Origin of the sequence: Streptomyces afghaniensis (assembly GCF_044327915.1) — a bacterium.
Taxonomy (GTDB): domain Bacteria; phylum Actinomycetota; class Actinomycetes; order Streptomycetales; family Streptomycetaceae; genus Streptomyces; species Streptomyces afghaniensis.
In genome coordinates this window covers 592819-611626 of the sequence record NZ_JBIRGJ010000002.1, presented here as the reverse complement: position 1 = coordinate 611626, position 18808 = coordinate 592819, and the positions used below count along the sequence as shown (strand labels likewise).

At 70.8% G+C, this 18808-nt stretch carries 16 protein-coding genes and 1 tRNA gene; 12 read left to right on the top strand and 5 right to left on the bottom strand.

Annotated features, from left to right (window positions below; genetic code table 11):
- The first annotated feature begins 11 nt into the window (after positions 1–11).
- Positions 12–296: a hypothetical protein gene (locus tag ACH4G3_RS08950; protein WP_354736030.1), complete on the top strand. Its 285-nt coding sequence runs from the start codon at positions 12–14 to the stop codon at positions 294–296.
- Positions 297–453: 157 nt separating this feature from the next.
- On the opposite strand, the gene ACH4G3_RS08945 is transcribed toward ACH4G3_RS08950, so the two are convergent.
- The 4 genes from ACH4G3_RS08945 to ACH4G3_RS08930 form a co-directional block, all read right to left on the bottom strand.
- Entirely contained in the window at positions 454–1413 is a 960-nt protein-coding gene (locus tag ACH4G3_RS08945) for a D-2-hydroxyacid dehydrogenase family protein (protein ID WP_397623829.1), read from the bottom strand.
- Positions 1414–1596: 183 nt separating this feature from the next.
- Positions 1597–1812, bottom strand: coding sequence for a hypothetical protein (locus ACH4G3_RS08940; RefSeq protein WP_397623828.1), 216 nt, complete (start codon positions 1810–1812; stop codon positions 1597–1599).
- Positions 1812–2063: an FtsX-like permease family protein gene (locus tag ACH4G3_RS08935; protein ID WP_397623827.1), complete on the bottom strand. Its 252-nt coding sequence runs from the start codon at positions 2061–2063 to the stop codon at positions 1812–1814. Before ACH4G3_RS08935 ends, ACH4G3_RS08940 begins: the two co-directional genes overlap by 1 nt.
- The gene (locus ACH4G3_RS08930; RefSeq protein WP_397623826.1) at positions 2060–2797 is read right to left on the bottom strand and encodes a dienelactone hydrolase family protein; all 738 of its coding nucleotides are present in this window, start codon (positions 2795–2797) and stop codon (positions 2060–2062) included. Before ACH4G3_RS08930 ends, ACH4G3_RS08935 begins: the two co-directional genes overlap by 4 nt.
- Positions 2798–3272: 475 nt before the next feature.
- On the opposite strand from ACH4G3_RS08930, the gene ACH4G3_RS08925 reads away from it, so the two are divergent.
- Entirely contained in the window at positions 3273–3818 is a 546-nt protein-coding gene (locus ACH4G3_RS08925; RefSeq protein ID WP_397623825.1) for a DUF6232 family protein, read from the top strand.
- A complete protein-coding gene (locus ACH4G3_RS08920; RefSeq protein WP_397623824.1) occupies positions 3815–4123 on the top strand; it encodes a hypothetical protein in 309 nt (102 codons plus the stop codon). The genes ACH4G3_RS08925 and ACH4G3_RS08920 overlap by 4 nt, the downstream gene beginning before the upstream one ends.
- Positions 4124–4799: 676 nt before the next feature.
- Here the strand turns inward: ACH4G3_RS08920 and ACH4G3_RS08915 are convergent.
- Positions 4800–4872, bottom strand: a tRNA-Arg gene (locus ACH4G3_RS08915).
- A 320-nt stretch (positions 4873–5192) separates the two neighbouring features.
- Here ACH4G3_RS08915 and ACH4G3_RS08910 point away from each other — a divergent pair.
- The 9 genes from ACH4G3_RS08910 to ACH4G3_RS08870 all read left to right on the top strand — a co-directional run bounded on the left by ACH4G3_RS08910 (position 5193) and on the right by ACH4G3_RS08870 (position 18807).
- On the top strand, positions 5193–6800 hold the full coding sequence (locus tag ACH4G3_RS08910) for a dynamin family protein (protein ID WP_397623823.1): 1608 nt from the start codon (positions 5193–5195) through the stop codon (positions 6798–6800).
- Between the two features lie 279 nt (positions 6801–7079).
- Entirely contained in the window at positions 7080–8750 is a 1671-nt protein-coding gene (locus ACH4G3_RS08905; RefSeq protein ID WP_397624098.1) for a GTP-binding protein, read from the top strand.
- A 285-nt stretch (positions 8751–9035) separates the two neighbouring features.
- On the top strand, positions 9036–9512 hold the full coding sequence (locus tag ACH4G3_RS08900; RefSeq protein WP_397623822.1) for a single-stranded DNA-binding protein: 477 nt from the start codon (positions 9036–9038) through the stop codon (positions 9510–9512).
- Between the two features lie 280 nt (positions 9513–9792).
- Positions 9793–11202: a Cys-Gln thioester bond-forming surface protein gene (locus ACH4G3_RS08895; RefSeq protein ID WP_397623821.1), complete on the top strand. Its 1410-nt coding sequence runs from the start codon at positions 9793–9795 to the stop codon at positions 11200–11202.
- A gap of 394 nt (positions 11203–11596) precedes the next feature.
- The gene (locus ACH4G3_RS08890; protein ID WP_397623820.1) at positions 11597–12037 is read left to right on the top strand and encodes a GNAT family N-acetyltransferase; all 441 of its coding nucleotides are present in this window, start codon (positions 11597–11599) and stop codon (positions 12035–12037) included.
- A 163-nt stretch (positions 12038–12200) separates the two neighbouring features.
- Positions 12201–13652: a hypothetical protein gene (locus tag ACH4G3_RS08885; RefSeq protein ID WP_397623819.1), complete on the top strand. Its 1452-nt coding sequence runs from the start codon at positions 12201–12203 to the stop codon at positions 13650–13652.
- A 29-nt stretch (positions 13653–13681) separates the two neighbouring features.
- Positions 13682–14719 (top strand): glutamate ABC transporter substrate-binding protein, encoded by a 1038-nt coding sequence (locus ACH4G3_RS08880; RefSeq protein ID WP_397623818.1) that lies wholly within the window; start codon positions 13682–13684, stop codon positions 14717–14719.
- Positions 14720–14767: 48 nt separating this feature from the next.
- A complete protein-coding gene (locus ACH4G3_RS08875) occupies positions 14768–16102 on the top strand; it encodes a hypothetical protein (protein ID WP_397623817.1) in 1335 nt (444 codons plus the stop codon).
- A gap of 17 nt (positions 16103–16119) precedes the next feature.
- The gene (locus ACH4G3_RS08870; protein WP_397623816.1) at positions 16120–18807 is read left to right on the top strand and encodes a serine/threonine-protein kinase; all 2688 of its coding nucleotides are present in this window, start codon (positions 16120–16122) and stop codon (positions 18805–18807) included.
- Position 18808 lies beyond the last annotated feature (1 nt).

Genomic DNA, 18808 nt, shown 5'->3' with positions numbered 1-18808 from the left:
AGGAAAAGTAGATGCTCAACTCGAAGAAGATCGCAGCTACAGCGGCAGCCGGAGTCCTGGGGAGCCTCGCTCTGATCGGGGCCGGTGCCACCCAGGCCGCCGCCCAGGGCGGCCCCGGCAAGTGCGTGGACGACGGCAGGGGACAGATTCGCTGCGTGCAAGGGGACACGTACAAGGTCACGACCGCCAAGGACGGCACCGTCCGCTTCGCCAACGAGTCGACGCAGACCTGTCCGACTTCGCACAGCCAGGTCACCTGCGTCAGCAACGTCGTCGTCCCCGGCAAGCAGTCCTGAAGTTCAACGAGGCAGTCGAGGCGCCCTTGTTCACGTCGCCGTCCGTGGCGTGAATCCACCGCTCACAGCGGTGGCCGGCCGGGACCCGTCACCGGGTCCCGGCCATCTCTGTGTCTCTGCCCGGATGTTGCGGAAACCGGGCGGCTCCGGACGGGCGTCAAGGCAGCCGTCGCACCGGCTCGCCCGCGAGGAACGCACGGATGTCCTCGACCGCCTGCCCGTAGTACGTCGTGTAGTTGGCGTGCGAGACGTAGCCGAGGTGCGGGGTGGCGAGGAGGCGGGGGGCGGTGCGCATCGGGTGGCCGGCGGGCAGGGGCTCGATGTCGAAGACGTCGATGCCGGCGCCGGCGATCCGGCCCTCGTGCAGGGCGGCGAGGAGGGCGTCCTGGTCGACGATGGCCGCGCGCGAGGTGTTGATCAGGTACGCGGTCCGCTTGAGGAGGGCGAGTTCGGCGGGTCCGAGCAGTCCGCGGGTGCGGTCGCTCAGCGCGAGGTGGATCGAGACGAAGTCGCTGCCGGCGAGGAGGTCCTCCCGGGAGGGGGCGAGTTCGACGCCGACCTCGTCGGCACGTTCCTTGGTGAGGTTCTGACTCCACGCGCTGACGTGCATGCCGAAGGCGAGACCGACCTGGGCGACGCGGCTGCCGATCTTGCCCAGGCCGAGGAGTCCGAGGCGGCTGCCGTGCAGGTCGGCGCCGACGGTGGACTGCCAGGGGCCGCCGGAGCGCAGGGCGTTGCTCTCCTCGACGAGGCCGCGGGCGAGGCCGAGCAGCAGCGCCCACGTCAGTTCCACGGGCGGGGTGGAGGAACTGGCGGTGCCGCACACGGTGACGCCGTGCTCCTCGGCGGCCGCGTAGTCGATGACCGAGTTGCGCATGCCGGAGGCGACGATCAGTTTCAGCCGGGGCAGGCGGGCGATCAGCGACCCGGGGAAGGGCACGCGCTCCCGCACCGTCACCACGATGTCGAAGTCGGCCAGGGCCGCGGCCAGGGCGTCCTCGCCGTCCAGGTGGGTGTCGAAGGAGACGACCTCCACTTCGTCGGCCACCGGGGACCAGTCGGCGACCTCGGTCGCCACCCTCTGAAAGTCGTCCAGCACAGCACAGCGCAGCCGCACGTCACACCCCTCCTCGGCCCGTGGTCGCCCACGGTTCGGTTCCAGGGGTCATGATCGCGCTTGGGCGGCGCCGTGGGAAGCCTGTCCCGGTCACCCGACCGGTCGGTCGGTGCCCCGGCCGTGCAGCGCCGAGACCGGGTACCGCTCTGTGGGGTGTGAGACCCGGGGGCGCGGCGTCGGTGGTCACGCTACGGCCCTCGCCAGCCCCCCGGGCGCGGCCGCGGAGCTCCGCAGGGCCGGCAGGCCGGCGAGGGCGACCGTCCCGACCGTCGCGACCGTGACCAGGGGTGCCCCGGCGGCCGGCGCGGTCAACGGGCCGCCGGCCAAGGCCTGGACGGCCGAACCGGTGATCGCGATGCTGAGCGGGACCAGTACGGACCCGCAGACCAGGGCGGCCATCAGCAGTGCGACCGCGCGGGCAGCACGGCCTCCCAGGCCGGCATCCGCAGGACCTGTGCGGACTGTGCGCCGGCCAGCCGCAGCAGGGCGAACTCCCGGCGCCGGCCGGCCGTCGCCATGCTCAGGGTGTTGACCACGGAGACGGCGGTGAACAGGTTGATCATGGTCAGCAGCAGGACGAACAGGTTGGCGCCGGATTCCGAGGCGCTCCCTGCGCCCTCGGTGCCGACCCGCGAACCTGCCTGGGTCATGCCCCCAGTTTCTCCGTCACGGGCAGGCACTCGGCGAGCAGGTCGACCACGTCGCGCCAGGCTCGCTGCGCGTGCTGTGGGTGGTAGCCGACACCGGGGACCACGGGGTGGTCGACCGGCGGATGGTGGAAGGCGTGCAAGGCGCCGCCATAGATGGCGAGGCGCCAGTCGACGCCCGCGGCCTGCATCTCAGCGGTGAACGCGTTTCGTCGCGCGGGCGGCATGATCGGGTCTTCCGATCCGACCCCGGCCCACACCGGGCAGCGGATGCGCGCTGCCTCGCCCGGTCGGCCCGTGGTAGTGGCGTTGACTGTCCCGATCGCGCGCAGGTTGACGCCGCCTCGCCCGAGTTCCAGCGCGATGGCGCCCCCGGTGCCGTAGCCGATGGCGGCGATCCGGTCGGGGTCGGTCCGGGGCTCGGTGCGCAACTCGTCGAGTGCCGCGTGGCCGATGCGCCGCATCCGGTCGGGATCAGCGAGCAGTGGCATGCAACGGGCCAGCATCTCCTCGGGGTCCCCCAAATAGCGCCCGCCGTGAAGGTCGAAGGCCAGCGCTACATATCCCAGCTCGGCGAGAGCATCGGCCCGACGGCGCTCGATGTCGCTGAGCCCCATGCCCTCTGGTCCGAGCAGCACGGCGGGCCGGCGGTCGACACCGGCCGGGAGCGCGAGGTGCCCGATCATCGTCAAACCGTCGGCCGGGTACTCGACCGTACGCGTCGTGATCGTCGTCATGAGACTGGACAGTAGTGATCGTCGAGCCCGGTCCGGCCGGTGTTCTGCTGCTGGCAGAGCGCCATAGGTGTCCCTCTGAAATACGGGACGGGCCCTGGACACCCGCTGTGACTGCACGATGCGGCGTGGCTTCAGATGCTCGGATTCCGTCGCGGTGCCACGGTCGACGAACCCTCAGGCACGGCTCGCCAGGTGTTCATGGACTTCGACACTCACATGATCACTGAGACCGTCCCCTCCAAGGACGGGAGCACGGCACTCCGGACGGAACGTGATCACGCAACCGCCCCCGCCACGGGCGCGGAAGCAGAATTGCGCGCTGCATGGCGCGCAAAGACGTCCCATCGTGCGCTCACGCGCCCCCTCCCCCCACAAGAGAATCTCAACGAGGCGATTGCCGACGCCTTTGATTTGTGCGAGCATTCAGCTAAATTTCTTTCAACAGCTTTAGGGCCCATGGGGGACGTGGGGCAAGTTGAGCCGCAACGTAAACATCACGGTCAGCCGGAGAATTCTATCGGTCGGCGACAGCTCCTTCCCAATGCACAACATTTCAAGCACTCAGATAGTCGAGCCTGAATTCAAGTTCCCCCAAGTGCTGGCGGCTGGCCTCTCTGCTGTAGTCGGCTTGATATTCTTCACCATGACAAGAAATACGCGATCGTCTGCCCTGTCGGGTGCCCCGCCAGACTTTGTGAGAGAGCACGCAAGCAGCGTGGATCTCCCGACAACAATCTGCACGATCGCCGCAGTGATTCTGTTGCCCATCGGGGTCTACCAGGTCGCCAGGTGCCTGTACGTCAAGTTAACCGTGAGAATCCTGGTCATAGTAAGCACCGGGCAATCTGGCGTCGCAATCGCATCCAAGAACCTTGCCCAGTTGCGCAATATCTCCCTGGAAATCACATCAGCGATCAACAACCCACAAGCAGACTTTCAAATCACCATCGAGAAGTTTCACCTCGGCGACAACATCAGCGTAAATGGCCCGGACGGCACGGCGATCAGGGTGATGAAATGAGCGACAAGATACACATCGGTGACATTATTAAAATCAAGGGAAACTACGCGACCGGCAAAGTCGTAAATAATGGACAATCCGGTTCGGAGCTCCAGTACCTCATCGGCACCGCACAAGCTCTGCGAGATCACGTGTCGCCTGCGGAACGCCAAGAGATCGATGAATCGCTGGAAGAAATTGACCAGGGCGGGCCAGGCACGAGCAATCTGATCAGACTTCGCCAAGTCGCAACCGCAGCGGGCGAAGTAGGAGTGCCGCTGCTCACTGCCATCAGCCTCGTCGCTCAGATGTTCGGCATCGGGTGAGTGAGCACTCTCAGCATTACCGCTCCCGGGTGAGGGCAGGCCCTCCAAGTCGTGCGCTGGAGTAAGGACTTCACCACCGGCAAGCTCGCCATCGAGCGCGTCTACCTGACACCAGCCCGCCGCCCGGCACGGCTACCGGCGCCCAGCTCGCCGACTGGATCAGAGGGCACTGGAAGATCGAAAATCTCCTGTACCACGTCCGCGACCGCACGTTCCGCGAGGACGACTCCACGCCGCTCGCGACTGGCGAAGGCCCCTGGCTGCCCTCGGCATCACCGGATGAATCCTTGTCAGACCGGTGCCGAGATCCACTGCTGCTGAGATCACTGATGGCGGGCCCTCGATGTAGACCTGAGCATCGAGGTGCTTGAGCGCACGCCGGGCCTCGGTCGGGGCGCCGTACAAGTCTGCGGCGGTGCCAAGGCCGGCTGTCCCACCTCCCACCTGAAGAGGTGGTTCGAAGCTGCCGGAATCTCCCGAATGGCCGTCGACCAGCTGACGCCGAGGCCCGGACTTCGACACGGATTCGACACGGCCACCCGCGAAAACCCGGTGACAGCCGGACAGCCCCGGAGCCAGATCTTGATCATCGAGAGGGCGTCCAGGGCTTCGGCACGTCGGCTGGCATGGGTTCTGACCAGCAAAAAGCCCTCCCCAAAGGGAGGGCGGAGACTTGCGCCCCCGGCAGGACTCGAACCTGCGGCCAAGCGCTTAGAAGGCGCCTGCTCTATCCACTGAGCTACGGGGGCCGGTGTGGTGGCCTCTGTCGTGGTGCCCTGGTGTGGGCCGATCCGTGACGTTGCCGGGGACAAGGATAGGGCTCCCGCGTCCTTGTCCCTGTTGCTTCGCCTCCGTGGCTCGATGTGGAGGTTCGGTGAAGCGGTCCTGATAATCGCAGGCAGGTACGAATCGTGCACCGCTTTTGGCGTCAGAGGCATCGGGTGTTGTGCACTCGTTATGCCTGGAGTTGGCCCGTGTCCCAGTAGTCCCTTCCATCCCTTGTGTCCCGTCGGCGCGCAGACATGCTCATATGCTTCAGAATTCCCCTAAAATTGGGCATTCTTCACATGTGGTGACCTTGGACGTACGGCCTCAGCTGCTCGACGCACTCTCCGCCCTGCGCGACCGTGTCGCCGCCGCACGCTTCCCGCTGCCCCTGGCGGGGGCCCCACGCGCGCGTGCCAGCCGCGACGAACTGCTCGCCCAGCTCGACGACTACTTGGTGCCCCGGCTGAGAGACCCCGAAGCGCCACTTCTGGCCGTCGTGGGGGGCTCCACCGGAGCCGGGAAGTCCACGCTGGTGAACTCCCTCGTGGGGCGGCGGGTCAGCGAGGCCGGGGTACTGCGGCCGACGACCCGGACCCCCGTGCTGGTCTGCCATCCGGAGGACCATCACTGGTTCAGCGGCATGCGGGTGCTGCCCGATCTCACACGCGTGTGGGTGCCCCAGCAGGACGCCACGGAGGATCTGCTGCTCCCGGGTGAGAACCCCGCGCGCGTGCTCCGGGTCGAGACCGCCGAAACGCTGTCGCCCGGCCTCGCCCTCCTCGACGCCCCCGACATCGACTCCCTGGTCTCCGACAACCGCGTCCTGGCCGCCGAGCTCATCTGCGCGGCCGACATCTGGATCATGGTCACCACGGCCGCCCGCTACGCCGACGCCGTGCCCTGGCACATGCTGCGCACCGCCAAGGAGTACGACGTCACCCTCGTCACCGTCCTGGACAGGGTGCCCCACCAGGTGGTCGCCGAGGTCTCGCGGCAGTACGGGGCCCTGCTCACCAAGGCCGGACTCGGGCAGGTACCCCGCTTCACCGTGCCCGAACTGCCCGAGTCGGCCTGGGGCGGCGGTCTCCTGCCGGCCAGCGCCGTGGCCCAGCTGCGCACCTGGCTGGTCCACCATGCCCAGGACCCGGCGGCCAGGCAGCAGGTCATGGCCCGCACCGCGCGCGGGGTCCTCGACTCCCTCAAGTCCCGGATGCCCGAGCTGGCCGGCGCCGCCGCCGCACAGTACGCCGCCGCACTGCGGCTCACCGCCACCGTCGAGGGGGCGTACGACAGCGAGCACACGCGCGTGCGGGGCCGGTTGCAGGCCGGGGCGGTGCTCGCGGGAGACGCACTCAAGCGGTGGCGCGCCTTCCCCCTGGACTGCACCGCCGGTGAACTCCTCGACGCGCTCGTGGAGAGCCTGAGCGCGCTGCTGCTGTGCGCCGTCACCGCCGCCGACGAGCGTATCGACGACGCCTGGCGGCGCGAACCCGCGGCGGCCGCACCCGGGCTCGCCGACCGCGAACCCGCCGCGGAGAGCGCCGAGCACCGGATCGGCCTCGCCGTACGGCGGTGGCGGCGGGAGCTCGAGGAGTACGCCGAGGACGAGGTGCGCGAGCTCGACCGGAACCTCTCGCCCGACCCCGAACTGGTCGCCGCCCTGGTCGCCACCTCCCTGCTGGGCGGCCGCCGGGGCCGGATGGCGGGGGAGGGGCTCGCCGAGCGGATCGGCGCCCACGGGGCGCTGCGGCTGCGCGACCGGGCCGGACGGCTGCTCGCCGAGCACGTCGACCGGGTGCTGCACGTCGAACGCGAGCGCCGGCTCGCCCCGCTCGACGCCCTCGACGTTCACCCGGAACCCCAGGCCGAACTCATCGCCGCCCTGTCCGTACTTCAGAAGGAGAGGTGACCGGTGACCGCCGTCACTGGCCAGGACCACACCGAGCGCGCCGACCAGCCGGGCGACGCGGACAAGGCGGCAGCCGCCGCGAACCCGTCGGCGAAGACCCCCCGGAACGCCTCCGAGGCCGAGAGCACGGACGGCACCCACGCGCGCGTGCCGGACGCAGGCTCCTCCGCCCCTGCGGACTCCCCGGGCTCCACGAGCGCCCAGGGCTCCACGAGCGCCCAGGGCTCCGCACTCTCCCAGGGCTCCGCACTCTCCCAGGGCACCTGGGACGACGGGCTCATCGCACGGCGGGTCGACGAGACCACCGGAGGAAACCAGTACGCCGTGCCGGACAGCCGTCCCGCCGCCCCGCCGACGGTGTCCCCGCTGGTGTACGACGGGCCACTGCGCTCCCGGCTGGAGGCCCTGCGCGAACTGGTGGGGCTCTCCCGCACCCGGCTGGACAGCCGGACGCTGGCGGAGGCGGGCCGAGTGCTCGACGAGGCGTCCGCGCGGCGCAGGCTCTCCGGGCAGCACACCGTCGTCGCCATCGCGGGCGCCACGGGCAGCGGCAAGTCACAGCTGTTCAACGCGCTCGCCGGGGTGGCCATCTCGGAGACGGGGGTACGCCGCCCCACCACCGCCGCTCCCATCGCGTGCAGTTGGAGCGACGGGGCCGCCAGCCTCATCGAACGGCTCGGCATCCCGCCCCGGTTGCGCCGGCGTCCGCTGCCGACCGGGGACGGGGACTCCCCGCTGCACGGACTCGTCCTCGTCGACCTGCCCGACCACGACTCCGCGGCCGTACAGCACCGCGAGCACGTGGACCGCATCCTGGCGCTCGTCGACGCGGTCATCTGGGTCGTCGACCCGGAGAAGTACGCCGACGCCGTCCTCCACGAGCGCTATCTGCGGCCGCTGGCGGCCCACGCGGAGGTCATGTTCGTCGTCCTCAACCAGATCGACCGGCTGCCCGGGGAGGCCGCCGAGCAGGTCCTCGACGATCTGCGACGGCTCCTCGACGAGGACGGCATCGCCCTCGGCGAGTACGGCGAACCGGGTACGACCGTGCTCGCGCTGTCCGCGCTCACCGGGGACGGCGTCGGCGAGCTGCGCGAGGTGCTCGGCCAGTTCGTCGCGGAGCGCGCGGCGCCGGCCCGCCGTATCTCGGCCGACGTGGACATCGCGGCGGCGCGGCTGTGGCCCGTCTACGCCACGCAGCGGCGGACCGGACTCAGCGAACAGGCCCGGGAGGAGTTCGCGGACCGGCTCGCGGACGCCGTGGGCGCCACGGCGGCAGGCGAGGCCGCCGAGCGCGCGTGGCTGCGCAACGCCAACCGTGCCTGCGGCACGCCCTGGCTGCGGTTGTGGCGCTGGTACCAGGACCGCGGCGAACCCACCACGGGGCGGCTCCCCTCGCGCACGCAGGCCGATGAGGAGGCCACCGCCCGGCAGCGGGTCGAGCAGGCCGTGCGGACGGTGGCCGACCGGGCCTCGGCAGGCCTGCCCGCGCCCTGGGCGCAGGCCGTGCGTGAGGCCGCCGTCCGCGGCTCCAGGGGGCTGCCCGAGGCGCTGGACGAGCTGAGCGTGCGCGCGGGAGTGCCGACGGGGCGGCCGCCGCGGCCGGGGTGGTGGCCGGTGGCCGTGCTGTGCCAGGCGTCCATGACGATCCTTCAGTTCCTGGGCGGCCTGTGGTTGCTGGGCCAGATCGTCGGCGTCATGTCGCCGAACCTGGGCGTGCCGGTGCTGCTGATGGTGATCGGCATCGTCGGCGGCCCGCTCATCGAGTGGAGCTGCCGGATGGCGGCGCGGGGACCGGCCCGGCGCTACGGGCTGGAGGCGGAACGCCGGTTGCGAGAGGCGGCAGCCGGGTGCGGGAGGGCCCGCGTGCTGGATCCGGTGGCAGCGGAGCTGCTGCGGTACCGGGAGGTTCGGGAGCAATACGGGAGGGTGGTGGGGGCCGGGAGGTGACGCTCGGGCCGGGACGGTGGCTCCGGGGGCGGCACGGTGACTCCGGGGCCGGGACGGTGGCTCCGGGGCCGGGACGGTGGCTCCGGGGGCGTGGCGGTTGTGACGGGCCGCGGACGCCCCTCGGCGTCACCCGTCCGGGTGGCGGCGTTGTCCACAGGCGGACGGTGATCCACAGCGCTCAACGGGCCCGGCCCGGCGGCGGCAGTCTGGCAGACACAGCCGTACGGGACGGGCCCGTACGCATGTCGGCCCGGAGTCGCAGTCCGGGCGAGGGAGGGGTTCGCGATGAACGAGACGATGGTCTGCGCGGTCGGCAGGGTGGCGACGCAGCCGGTGTACCGGGAGATGGCGTCCGGCCCGTCGGCGAGGTTCCGGCTGGCGGTGACCGCGCGGTACTGGGACCGCGAGAAGAACATGTGGACGGACGGGCACACCAACTTCTTCACGGTGTGGGCCAACCGCCAGCTCGCCACCAACACGGCGGCGTCGCTGACGGTCGGCGAGCCCGTGATCGTGCAGGGCAGGCTGAAGGTACGGACCGACGTGCGCGAGGGGCAGAGCTGGACGTCGGCGGACATCGACGCGGCAGCGATCGGGCACGACCTGGCCTGGGGCACCTCGGCGTTCCGCCGCGGAGGAAAACCGGAAGCGGCGTCGCCACCGGCGCAGCCGGAACCCAACTGGGAGACACCGCCGGAGGGTTCGTCGGTCCCGGCGGGCGCTCCCGCTCAACAGCCTCCGGAACCAGTCGCATTGACGTGACGTCAATCACCCGCCCACCTGGACCGAACTGCGGCTTATCGGCGAGTGCGCACCGAAAAATCGGGGGTGGACTTGTCGATAAGCCCTGCTCACAAGGGGTCTCGGCGATAACGATTCCGAGTCGGATCACTCGTCCGACCGTCTCACCGGCGAGCGGCGTCCGCCGCGTACCTAGGATGCCGGGCATGGTTCTCGGGGCTCTTGCGGCCTGTGAGGCTTGTGATTCTGCAGGTGGGACCGTACCCCCCACGTCGACGGGTCCTGCTCGAAGGGGAATTTGGTGTTTGCTTCGTTCTCTGCGGTGTTCGTACGCAGGCGAGGGGCTGCCCGCCTCGGTGCCGCGACGCTCGTGTCCGGGCTCGTCGCCGCGGGCGTGCTCACCGGCGCCGGCCAGGCGACCGCCGAGGAGACGCCGCGGAGTCAGGGCGGAGCGACCGCGACGACAGCCGGGCTCAAGACGTACGGCACCGCGGTGATACACGGCGCCACCGGGGAGCAGCAGGTGTCGGCGGGCCTGTTCGAGATGTCCGTCGAGGGCGGCGGCATGCTCCAGACGTACTGCGTCGACCTGCACAACCCGACGCAGCGGGACGCCAAGTACCACGAGACGCCCTGGAGCGGCACGTCCCTGGGTGCCAACAAGGACGCCGGCCGGATCCGCTGGATCCTTCAGAACTCCTACCCGCAGGTGAACGACCTCGCGGCGCTGGCACGCAAGGCGCGCGTCCGCGGCGCGCTGACCGAGCAGGACGCAGCGGCCGGCACGCAGGTGGCGATCTGGCGTTACTCGGACGACGTGGCCGTCGACGCCCTCGACCCGCAGGCCGAGCAGCTCGCGGACTACCTGGAGAAGAACGCGCGGAGCCTGCCCGAGCCCCGGGCCTCCCTCACCCTCGATCCGCCGGCGGTCTCCGGCCGGCCGGGGGAGCGGCTGGGCCCGGTGACGGTGCACACGAACGCCGGCAGTGTGACGGTGAGTCCGCCCGCGGACGCCGCCACGAGCGGGGTCCGGATCGTCGACAAGCAGGGCAAGGCCGTGACGTCCACGTCGGACGGCGGGCAGGTGTTCTTCGAGGTGCCCGAGGACGCGGCGGCCGGCATGGCGGAGCTGACCGTGCAGGCCTCGACGACCGTGCCGGTCGGCCGTGCCTTCGCCTCCGAGAGCCGGAGCCAGACGCAGATCCTGGCCGGTTCCAGCGAGTCGACGGTGTCGGCGACGGCGGGGGCGACCTGGGCGAAGAAGGGCGCGATCCCGGCACTGTCGGCGGCGAAGAACTGCGCCGAGGGCGGAGTTGACATCATCGCGTCCAACAAGGGCGACGAGCCGTTCACCTTCGAACTGGAGGGCCTTGAGCACACCATCGCCGCGGGCGAGTCCAGGACGGTGACGGTGCCGCTCCAGGAGGACCAGGCGTACGACTTCACGATCCACGGCCCGGGCGGCTTCACCCAGCGATTCAGCGGCATGCTGGACTGCCAGACCCAGGGCAGCGAGACGGGCACGGCCACGCAGACCCTGAGCGAACCGAGCCCGGCCTCGGTGGGCGGCACGGCGACGGACACCAACCTCGCCGAAACCGGCAGCTCGGGCGTCACCCCCCTCATCGCCGGCATCGCCATCACCTTGGTCCTGATCGGCGGAACGACCCTGATCGTGCTCCGCGGCAGGGAGACACCGACGGGGGACTGACGGTCCCCGGGTCATGACAACCCAGGTGAGCACTGGATTCCAACCGTGTCCGCAAGGTGGGGTCGGGGAGCGGCGTGGTCGTCAGCACGAGGACCTGGCATTCCGGGTGCGCGAGGTCGTACGGTTCGTCTTCGTCGAACCCTGGGATCTCATTGGGCTGGACCTCGACCCGTACGCCGTGGTGGTCGGCGAGGTGGTAGACGCCCCGGTAGTCGCTCTCTCGCTCCGCGAAGGTCACTCCCAGGCAGGCACTGACAAGCCGTACCAGGTCCTCGGGGGTGTGCGTCCGAGTGCCGTATATGCCGTGATCAGCCATGGGGCATCAAGCCGCAATCCTCGTCTTGGTCGGTGCCCACTCTGACGTGCGCCGATGCCCTCGATCTACGCTCACCCCATGAAGATCACGGTACGGGCGGCGGCCCGGGCGGATCTGGCGGTGCTGCTCGGCCTCTACGGCGAACTGAACCCGGACGATGCGCCGTTGCCCCGGACGTCCGCGGAAGCCGTCTGGGCGGAGATATCCGGGCAGCGGGGGCGGACCGTTCTGGTCGCCGAGGCCGACGGTGTCGTGGCCGGGACGGCGGACTGCGTCGTGATGCCGAACCTCACCCGTGGTGGCCGGGCCATCCTGTTCGTGGAGAACGTCGTGGTGGCCGGCCGCTTTCAGCGGCGGGGTGTCGGGCGTCGGCTGATGGAGGCGGCCGTGCGGCTGGGGGAGTCGGCCGGCTGCTACAAGGTGCAGTTGCTGGCGGCGGACGACGAGTACGTCCACAGTTTCTACGAAGTGTGCGGCTTCAAGGCGTTGGCGCAAGGGTTTCGCCGCTACGTTGAGTAGCCGCGCGCGTTCCCGACGGGAACCGAACCACTTTCCCCGACGTGTATCTGGGCAAGGGGTGGTGCCTCGCGCTGCGATCAGATCAAGATCGTGGCAAGGGCGGTGCGGATGTCAGTGCCGGAAGGGATACTTGCGGCGACGGATGACCATGGGGGAGGTCACAGTGACACACCTGCCGACGAGCAGCACACCACCAACAGGCCCGGGCCTGCCCACCCTCCCGGCGGTACCGGCCCAACCGGCACAGGCGCCACCGAGGCCACCGGCCCAAGCGCCTCACGGCCCCACGGAACCCCAGCCCCGCCGTACCGCCTTCGCCGAGGGACTGGACCAACTCCGCGCCGCCGCCACCACAGAGCCCGGCCGCCTCCGTATCATCGGCGCCCTCCTCGCACTCCTCGTCATCGCCTTCGGTGCCGTCACCGCCTGGCAGATGACCGACCGCGCGGCAGCGGCTGACGACGTCCTCACCAGCAGTCAGCCCCTCAGCTCGGACGCGGCCGACATCTACCGCTCACTCGCGGACGCCAACACCGCCGCCTCCAGCGGCTTCCTCGCCGGCGGCCAGGAGTCGGCCGCCTCGCGCGACCGCTACGAGAAGGACATCCGCACGGCCGCGGAGAAACTCGTCAACGCCGCCGCCAACTCGGATCCGGACTCCCCGTCCGCGGCGACCATCGCCAAGCTCAACAGACTCCTCCCGGAGTACAAGGGCCTGGTCGAGCGCGCCCGCACGTACAACCGCCAGGGCTTCCCGGTCGGCGGCGCCTACCTCCGCTACGCCAACGAGAAGATGCAGGAGCAGATGCTCCCGGCAGCGGAGGAGCTGTACAAGAAGGAGAACCAGCGCCTGCGCGCGGACTACGCGGACGCCACGCCCTACCCCTGGGCCGCCATCGCCCTGGGCGTCCTCGCCCTGACCGCCCTCGCCTGGGCACAGCACCGCAACTACCAGCGCACGAACCGCGTTCTGAACCACGGCCTGGTCGCCGCCACGGCCACCGCGACCGTGGTCCTCCTGTGGCTCGTCGTCGGCCACAGCGTCGCCCGCGCGGGGCTGAACGACTCCTACGACCACGGCGTCCGCTCCCTGAACGTGTTGCACGACGCCCGTATCGCCTCCCTCAAGGCGCGGGGCAACGAGAACCTGACCCTGGTGGCCCGCGGCGCCGAGACGAAGAAGGTCGGCCAGGAGACCCATGACGCCTACGACTACGACTTCCGCACGGACATGAGCGCCCTGGGCAAACACCTGGCGGCCGCGGAGAAGCTCGCCGACGACGCATCGGGCGAGAACCCCGTCACCGCTGCCGTGGGCAACATGACGGAGTGGAAGAAGCGCCACACCGCGGCCCGCGAGCAGGACGAGAACGGCAACTACCAGCAGGCGCTGGACAAGGTCATCGGCACGGGGAAGACGACCGGCGAGTGCTTCGACAGCGTCGACGCGAACCTGCGCACGGCACTCGCGCACGAGGAAACCGAGTTCGAGCGCGCGGCCGACGACGGCCGGGACGCCCTGACGGGCCTGTCGGCGGGCGCGGCCGTCCTCGCGGTGCTGGGCGCAGCGGGCGCGGTGCTCGGCATCGGCCGCAGGCTGTCGGAGTACCGATGAACGGGACACGGGTGAAAGGGGGCGCGACCATGCGAGCACGACGTCTGCGGGCCAGTCTGAAGGGCTGGGGCGGGGTGGCCGCGATGGCGGTCGTCTGTGCCATGGTGGCCGTCTTCGCACTGTGCGTCCCGCTGTCCGGGCCGCGGACCGTGGACGGCCAGGCCGTCGCCCAGTCGGCCCGGGTCAAGGCCGAGAAGGCAGCAGAGGACTGCGAGGCCCCCGAGAAGCAGACCCTGTCGCCCTCCTCCGCCGACGGCGACACCATCCAGGCGATCAAGAACCGCCAGGGCGGGAAGCGCAAGCTGATCGTCGGTGTCGACCAGAACAGCTACCGCTGGGGCTACCGCGACCCCAACAGCGGCAAGCGCGGGGAGCTGGAGGGCTTCGACATCGACCTGGTCCACCGCATCGCCGAGGACATACTCGGTGACCGGAACGCGGTCCAGTTCAAGGCGATCCCCACCAACGAGCGCATCCCGGCGATCCGCGACGGCCGCGTGGACATGGTCGTCCGCACGATGACGATCAACTGTGAGCGCATCCAGGACGTCGCCTTCTCCGCGCCGTACTTCAAGACGGGACAGCAGGTCCTGGCCCCCAAGTCCTCGCCCATCAAGGGCTATGACGACACGCTCGCCGGCAAGCGGATCTGCACGGCCGCGGGCTCCACGGCGTACTCCAAGCTGGAGGCGGACAAGAAGAGCGGCAAACTCCCCGCCACCACCGACATCTCCAAGACCGTCCCGAACCAACTCGACTGCCTGGTCAGGCTCCAGCTCGGCGAGGCAGACGCGGTGGTCACCGACGGGGCGCTCGCCGCGAGCCAGGCGGCACAGGACCCGACGGTCGAGCTCAAGGGCGATGCCTTCACTGCCGAGTACTACGGCGTGGCGATGAAGGAGGAGGCCGACGATCTGGTACGCCGGGTCAACCAGATCCTGGTGGACTACCGCAAGGACACCGCGACCGGCTGGCAGGCGTCGTACGACAAGTGGCTGTCGGCGACACTGGGCAAGGTTTCGGAGAAGTCGGAACCACCGGCACCGCAGTACCTGCGCACGACCTGACAACCGCACCGACCCCCCAACCGGCACAACCGCAGCGAGAGGTGATCGATGGGCGTCACGGGATCCACCGGGCCGGTGATGGACCGGGACGAGGTGGACCGTGCGCTGGCGCGGCTCGGCGCGGAGCACGAGGCGATCGAGACCTCGCTCCTCGCCCTCCAGGACCACGCGGGCCGCAGACTCCTGGAGGGCGCCGAGCTCACCGGCGTCACCCAGGAGCGCTGGACGTCCACGGAGGCGTCGATCACGCTGCTGTGGACGTACTTCGACGCGTACACGGGCGCCTTGCGCACCGCCCGGGAGATCCGTTCCCGCCGCCGCTGGTCCAGCCGCGAGGACCTGGTGGAGCTCACCGAGCTGCTGAACGGCGAGTCGGTCACGGTCGCGGGCAGTGTCACGGCGACGGCCAACGCCCCGACGCTGCACGGCACGGGGAGCAAACTCAGCGAACGCTACTCGCTCGCCACCCTCGTCGACCGGATGAACGAGCTGTACGCGACGAGCCTGGACATGGTCGTGGCGGCCGACGCGGTGTGGTCGGCGCTGCCGGCCCGGATCGACCTGCTGGCGGCCGAGCTCCAGCGCACCCGCCGGCTGGCGCACTCGGTCGGGGTGCGCCCCGGCGAGCACCCGGCGGGCGACGACCTGGAGCGCATCACCCGCACGCTCACGAAGCTGCGCGAGCAGGTGGTGTCGGACCCGCTGGCGTTCTGGCTGTCCGCGGAGGGCAGTTCGGCTCCGGGCGGCGGCAGGCCGGACACGACGGTGTACGACCGGGAGGCGCGCGCCCTGGAGGACGTGCGCCGGGAGATCGACGCGGTTCTGACGGTGCGGCAGGACGCCGAGAAGCGGATCGTCAGGCTGCGGGACGTCCTCAGCCGCGCGGACCGTACGCTCGCCGAGGCACGCACCGCCCGTGGCGAGGTCCTGGCGAAGATCGCGGCGACGGAGGTGCCGGTCGTCAGCGGACCGCCGACCGCGTTGCAGGAGCAGCTGGCGGCGGCCGCGGAGTACCGCAGACAGGCCCAGTGGCACCGCCTGTCCCCGCTCCTGGAGTCGCTGGAGCAGAAGGCGGAGGACGAACTGCTGCGCGCCCGCGAGTCGTTGACCGCGGTCACGGCGCCCCTGGCGGTCCGCGCCGAGCTGCGCGGCCGTCTCGACGCGTACAAGGCGAAGGTCGCCCGGCACGGCTTCGCCGAGGACACGCTGCTGGTGGAGCGGTACGAGAAGGCCCGCCGCATGCTGTGGAGCGCCCCCTGCGACCTGCGCGCCGCCGAACAGGCCGTGCTGCGCTACCAGCAGGCCGCGGCGGAACTGCTCGGCGGCCCGCGGGTGCCGGACCAGGGCGTGCCGGAGGACGACCGGAGGGGGCCGGGCGCATGAGCGACAAGGGGGAGTCCGTGAGTCAGGCACCGAACCAACCACCGAACGAACCGCCGAGCCAGTCACCGGGCCAGGCGCCGGGCGGAACACGGGCCGAGGCGCAGCGCACCTGCCAGCGCCCTGCCTGCGGCGGCAGCTACGAGGACGTGGGCGGCGGCGAACTGTACTGCGACACCTGCGGCCTCGCCCCGGTCGTTGCAGCGAACGGTATGGTCGGGTCACCCCCCACCGGCATCACCGCCGGCGGCAAGGGCGGCTCACGCGGCTCGGGAGGCTCGGGGGGCTCGGGGCGCAGCGGCAGCTCCCGCACGAGCAGCCGCAGTTCCCGTACGTCGTCCCAGTCGTCGAAGTCCCGCCGCTCGGTGTCGGGACGCCTCTCGCGCTCCCTGTCGGGCAAGGCGACGGGCCGCTCGGTGTCGGTGCGCAGTTCCGGCTCGGCCGCCGGTTCCTCGTCCCGGGGCCGGCTGGGCGCCGGGCTGGTCCAGGTGCCGCCGATCCCGCGGCCCGACCCGCGCGAGATGGTCCTGGACAACCCGGAAGTGCCCGAGCGGAAGCGGTTCTGCTCGCGCTCCGACTGCGGCGCCCAGGTGGGCCGCGCCCGCGGTGACCGGCCGGGACGCACAGAGGGCTTCTGCACCAAGTGCGGCCATCCGTACTCGTTCGTGCCGAAGCTGAAGGCCGGGGACGTCGTGCACGGCCAGTACGAGGTGGTCGGCTGCCTCGCGCACGGCGGCCTGGGCTGGGTCTACCTGGCCGTCGACCGGGCGGTCTCCGACCGCTGGGTGGTCCTCAAGGGTCTGCTGGACACCGGCGACCAGGACGCGATGGCCGCGGCGATCTCCGAGCGGCGCTTCCTCGCGGAGATCGAGCACGCCAACATCGTGCGGATCTACAACTTCGTCGAGCACCTGGACCAGCGCACGGGCTCCCTCGACGGCTACATCGTCATGGAGTACGTCGGCGGCAAGTCGCTGAAGGAGATCGCCAACGCCCGCCGCATCCCGCACGGCAGGCGCGACCCGCTGCCGGTGGAGCAGGCCTGCGCCTACGGGCTGGAGGCCCTGGAGGCGCTCGGTCATCTGCACAGCCGCAACCTGCTGTACTGCGACTTCAAGGTCGACAACGCGATCCAGACCGAGGACCAGCTCAAGCTGATCGACATGGGCGCGGTGCGCAGGATGGACGACGAGGAGTCGGCCATCTACGGCACGGTCGGGTACCAGGCGCCGGAGGTCGCCGAGGCCGGACCGTCGGTGGCGAGCGACCTCTACACCGTCGCCCGCACCCTCGCCGTCCTGACCTTCGACTTCCAGGGGTACACGAACGTCTACGTCGACTCCCTGCCCGACCCGGACAACATCGAGGTGTTCCGGCAGTACGAGTCGTTCTACCGCCTGCTGGTCCGCGCCACGGATCCCGACCCGGCCCGCCGGTTCGCGTCCGCGCAGGAGATGACCGAGCAGCTCACGGGCGTCCTGCGGGAGGTGGTCTCCCTCCAGACGGGCCGCGCCCGGCCCGCCCTCTCCACACTGTTCGGGCCCGAGCTGCGGGTCACGGACACGGAGTTGTTCCCGAAGCTGGACGGTGAGGTGTCCCGGCTCGGGGCGAGGGTGGTGCGCAAACGGCGCAACTCCGCGACGGCGGCGGCGCTGCCCGCTGTCCCCTCCCAACCCCACGCCGCCCGGCTCGCCGCCGGGCCCGGAGGAGCAGCGACGGGGCCGGGCCCCGGCGGCGCGCAGAGCCTCCCCGCCCCTCACAGCCTCGTCAAAGCCGTCGACCACCCCGCCGCCGCCCTGGCCCTGCCCGTCCCCCGCGTCGACCCGTCCGACCCCAACGCCGGTTTCCTGGCGGGCCTGATGACCTCCGCCCCGGCCGAACTGCTCGGCGCCCTCGCGGCGGCTCCGGCCCCGTCCATCGAGACGCGGCTGCGGCAGATCCGGGCCTGGCTGGAGACCGGCGATCCGGCCGCCGCGCTGGAGGCGCTGGCCAGGCTGGAGGGGGAGCGGCCCGACGACTGGCGCGTGGTCTGGTACCGGGGCGTGGCCGCGCTGGTGACGGGCGACGACGAGGGCGCCGCGCTCGCCTTCGACGCGATCTACGACGCCTTCCCCGGCGAGATCGCGCCCAAGCTGGCGCTGGGCCTGTGCGCGGAGGTGCTGGGCCAGCTCGACAACGCCGCCGAGTACTACCGGCTGGTGTGGTCGACCGACCCGAGCTATGTGAGCGCCGCGTTCGGGCTGGCCCGCGTGCAGCTGGCCACGGGGGACCGGCGCAGCGCCGTACGGACGCTGGAGTCGGTCCCGGAGTCCTCCATCCACTACACGGGCGCGCGCGTGGCCGCCGTCCGGGCGCGGCTTCGGCAGCGCACGGCGACCGCGTCCGACGTACCGTTCCTGGAGGACCTCACGGCCGCCGCGGCGCAGGTCGAGGCCCTGGACGCGTACGGTCTGGATCCGGCGCGCCGCGAGCAGTTGTCGGCCGAAGTCCTCGGCTGCGCGCTGGACTGGGTACTCTCCGGGGGCCAGGGTTCCGCCCCTCCCGCCGCCGGAGGACGGACGCTGCTCGGCAGCGGCCTGGACGAGCGGGGCCTGCGTTTCGGCCTGGAGCGCTCGTACCGCACGCTGGCCAGGCTGGCGCAGGGCGGCGAGGAGAGGATCGACCTGGTGGAACGTGCCAATCGTTACCGCCCCCGGACGTGGGTGTAGT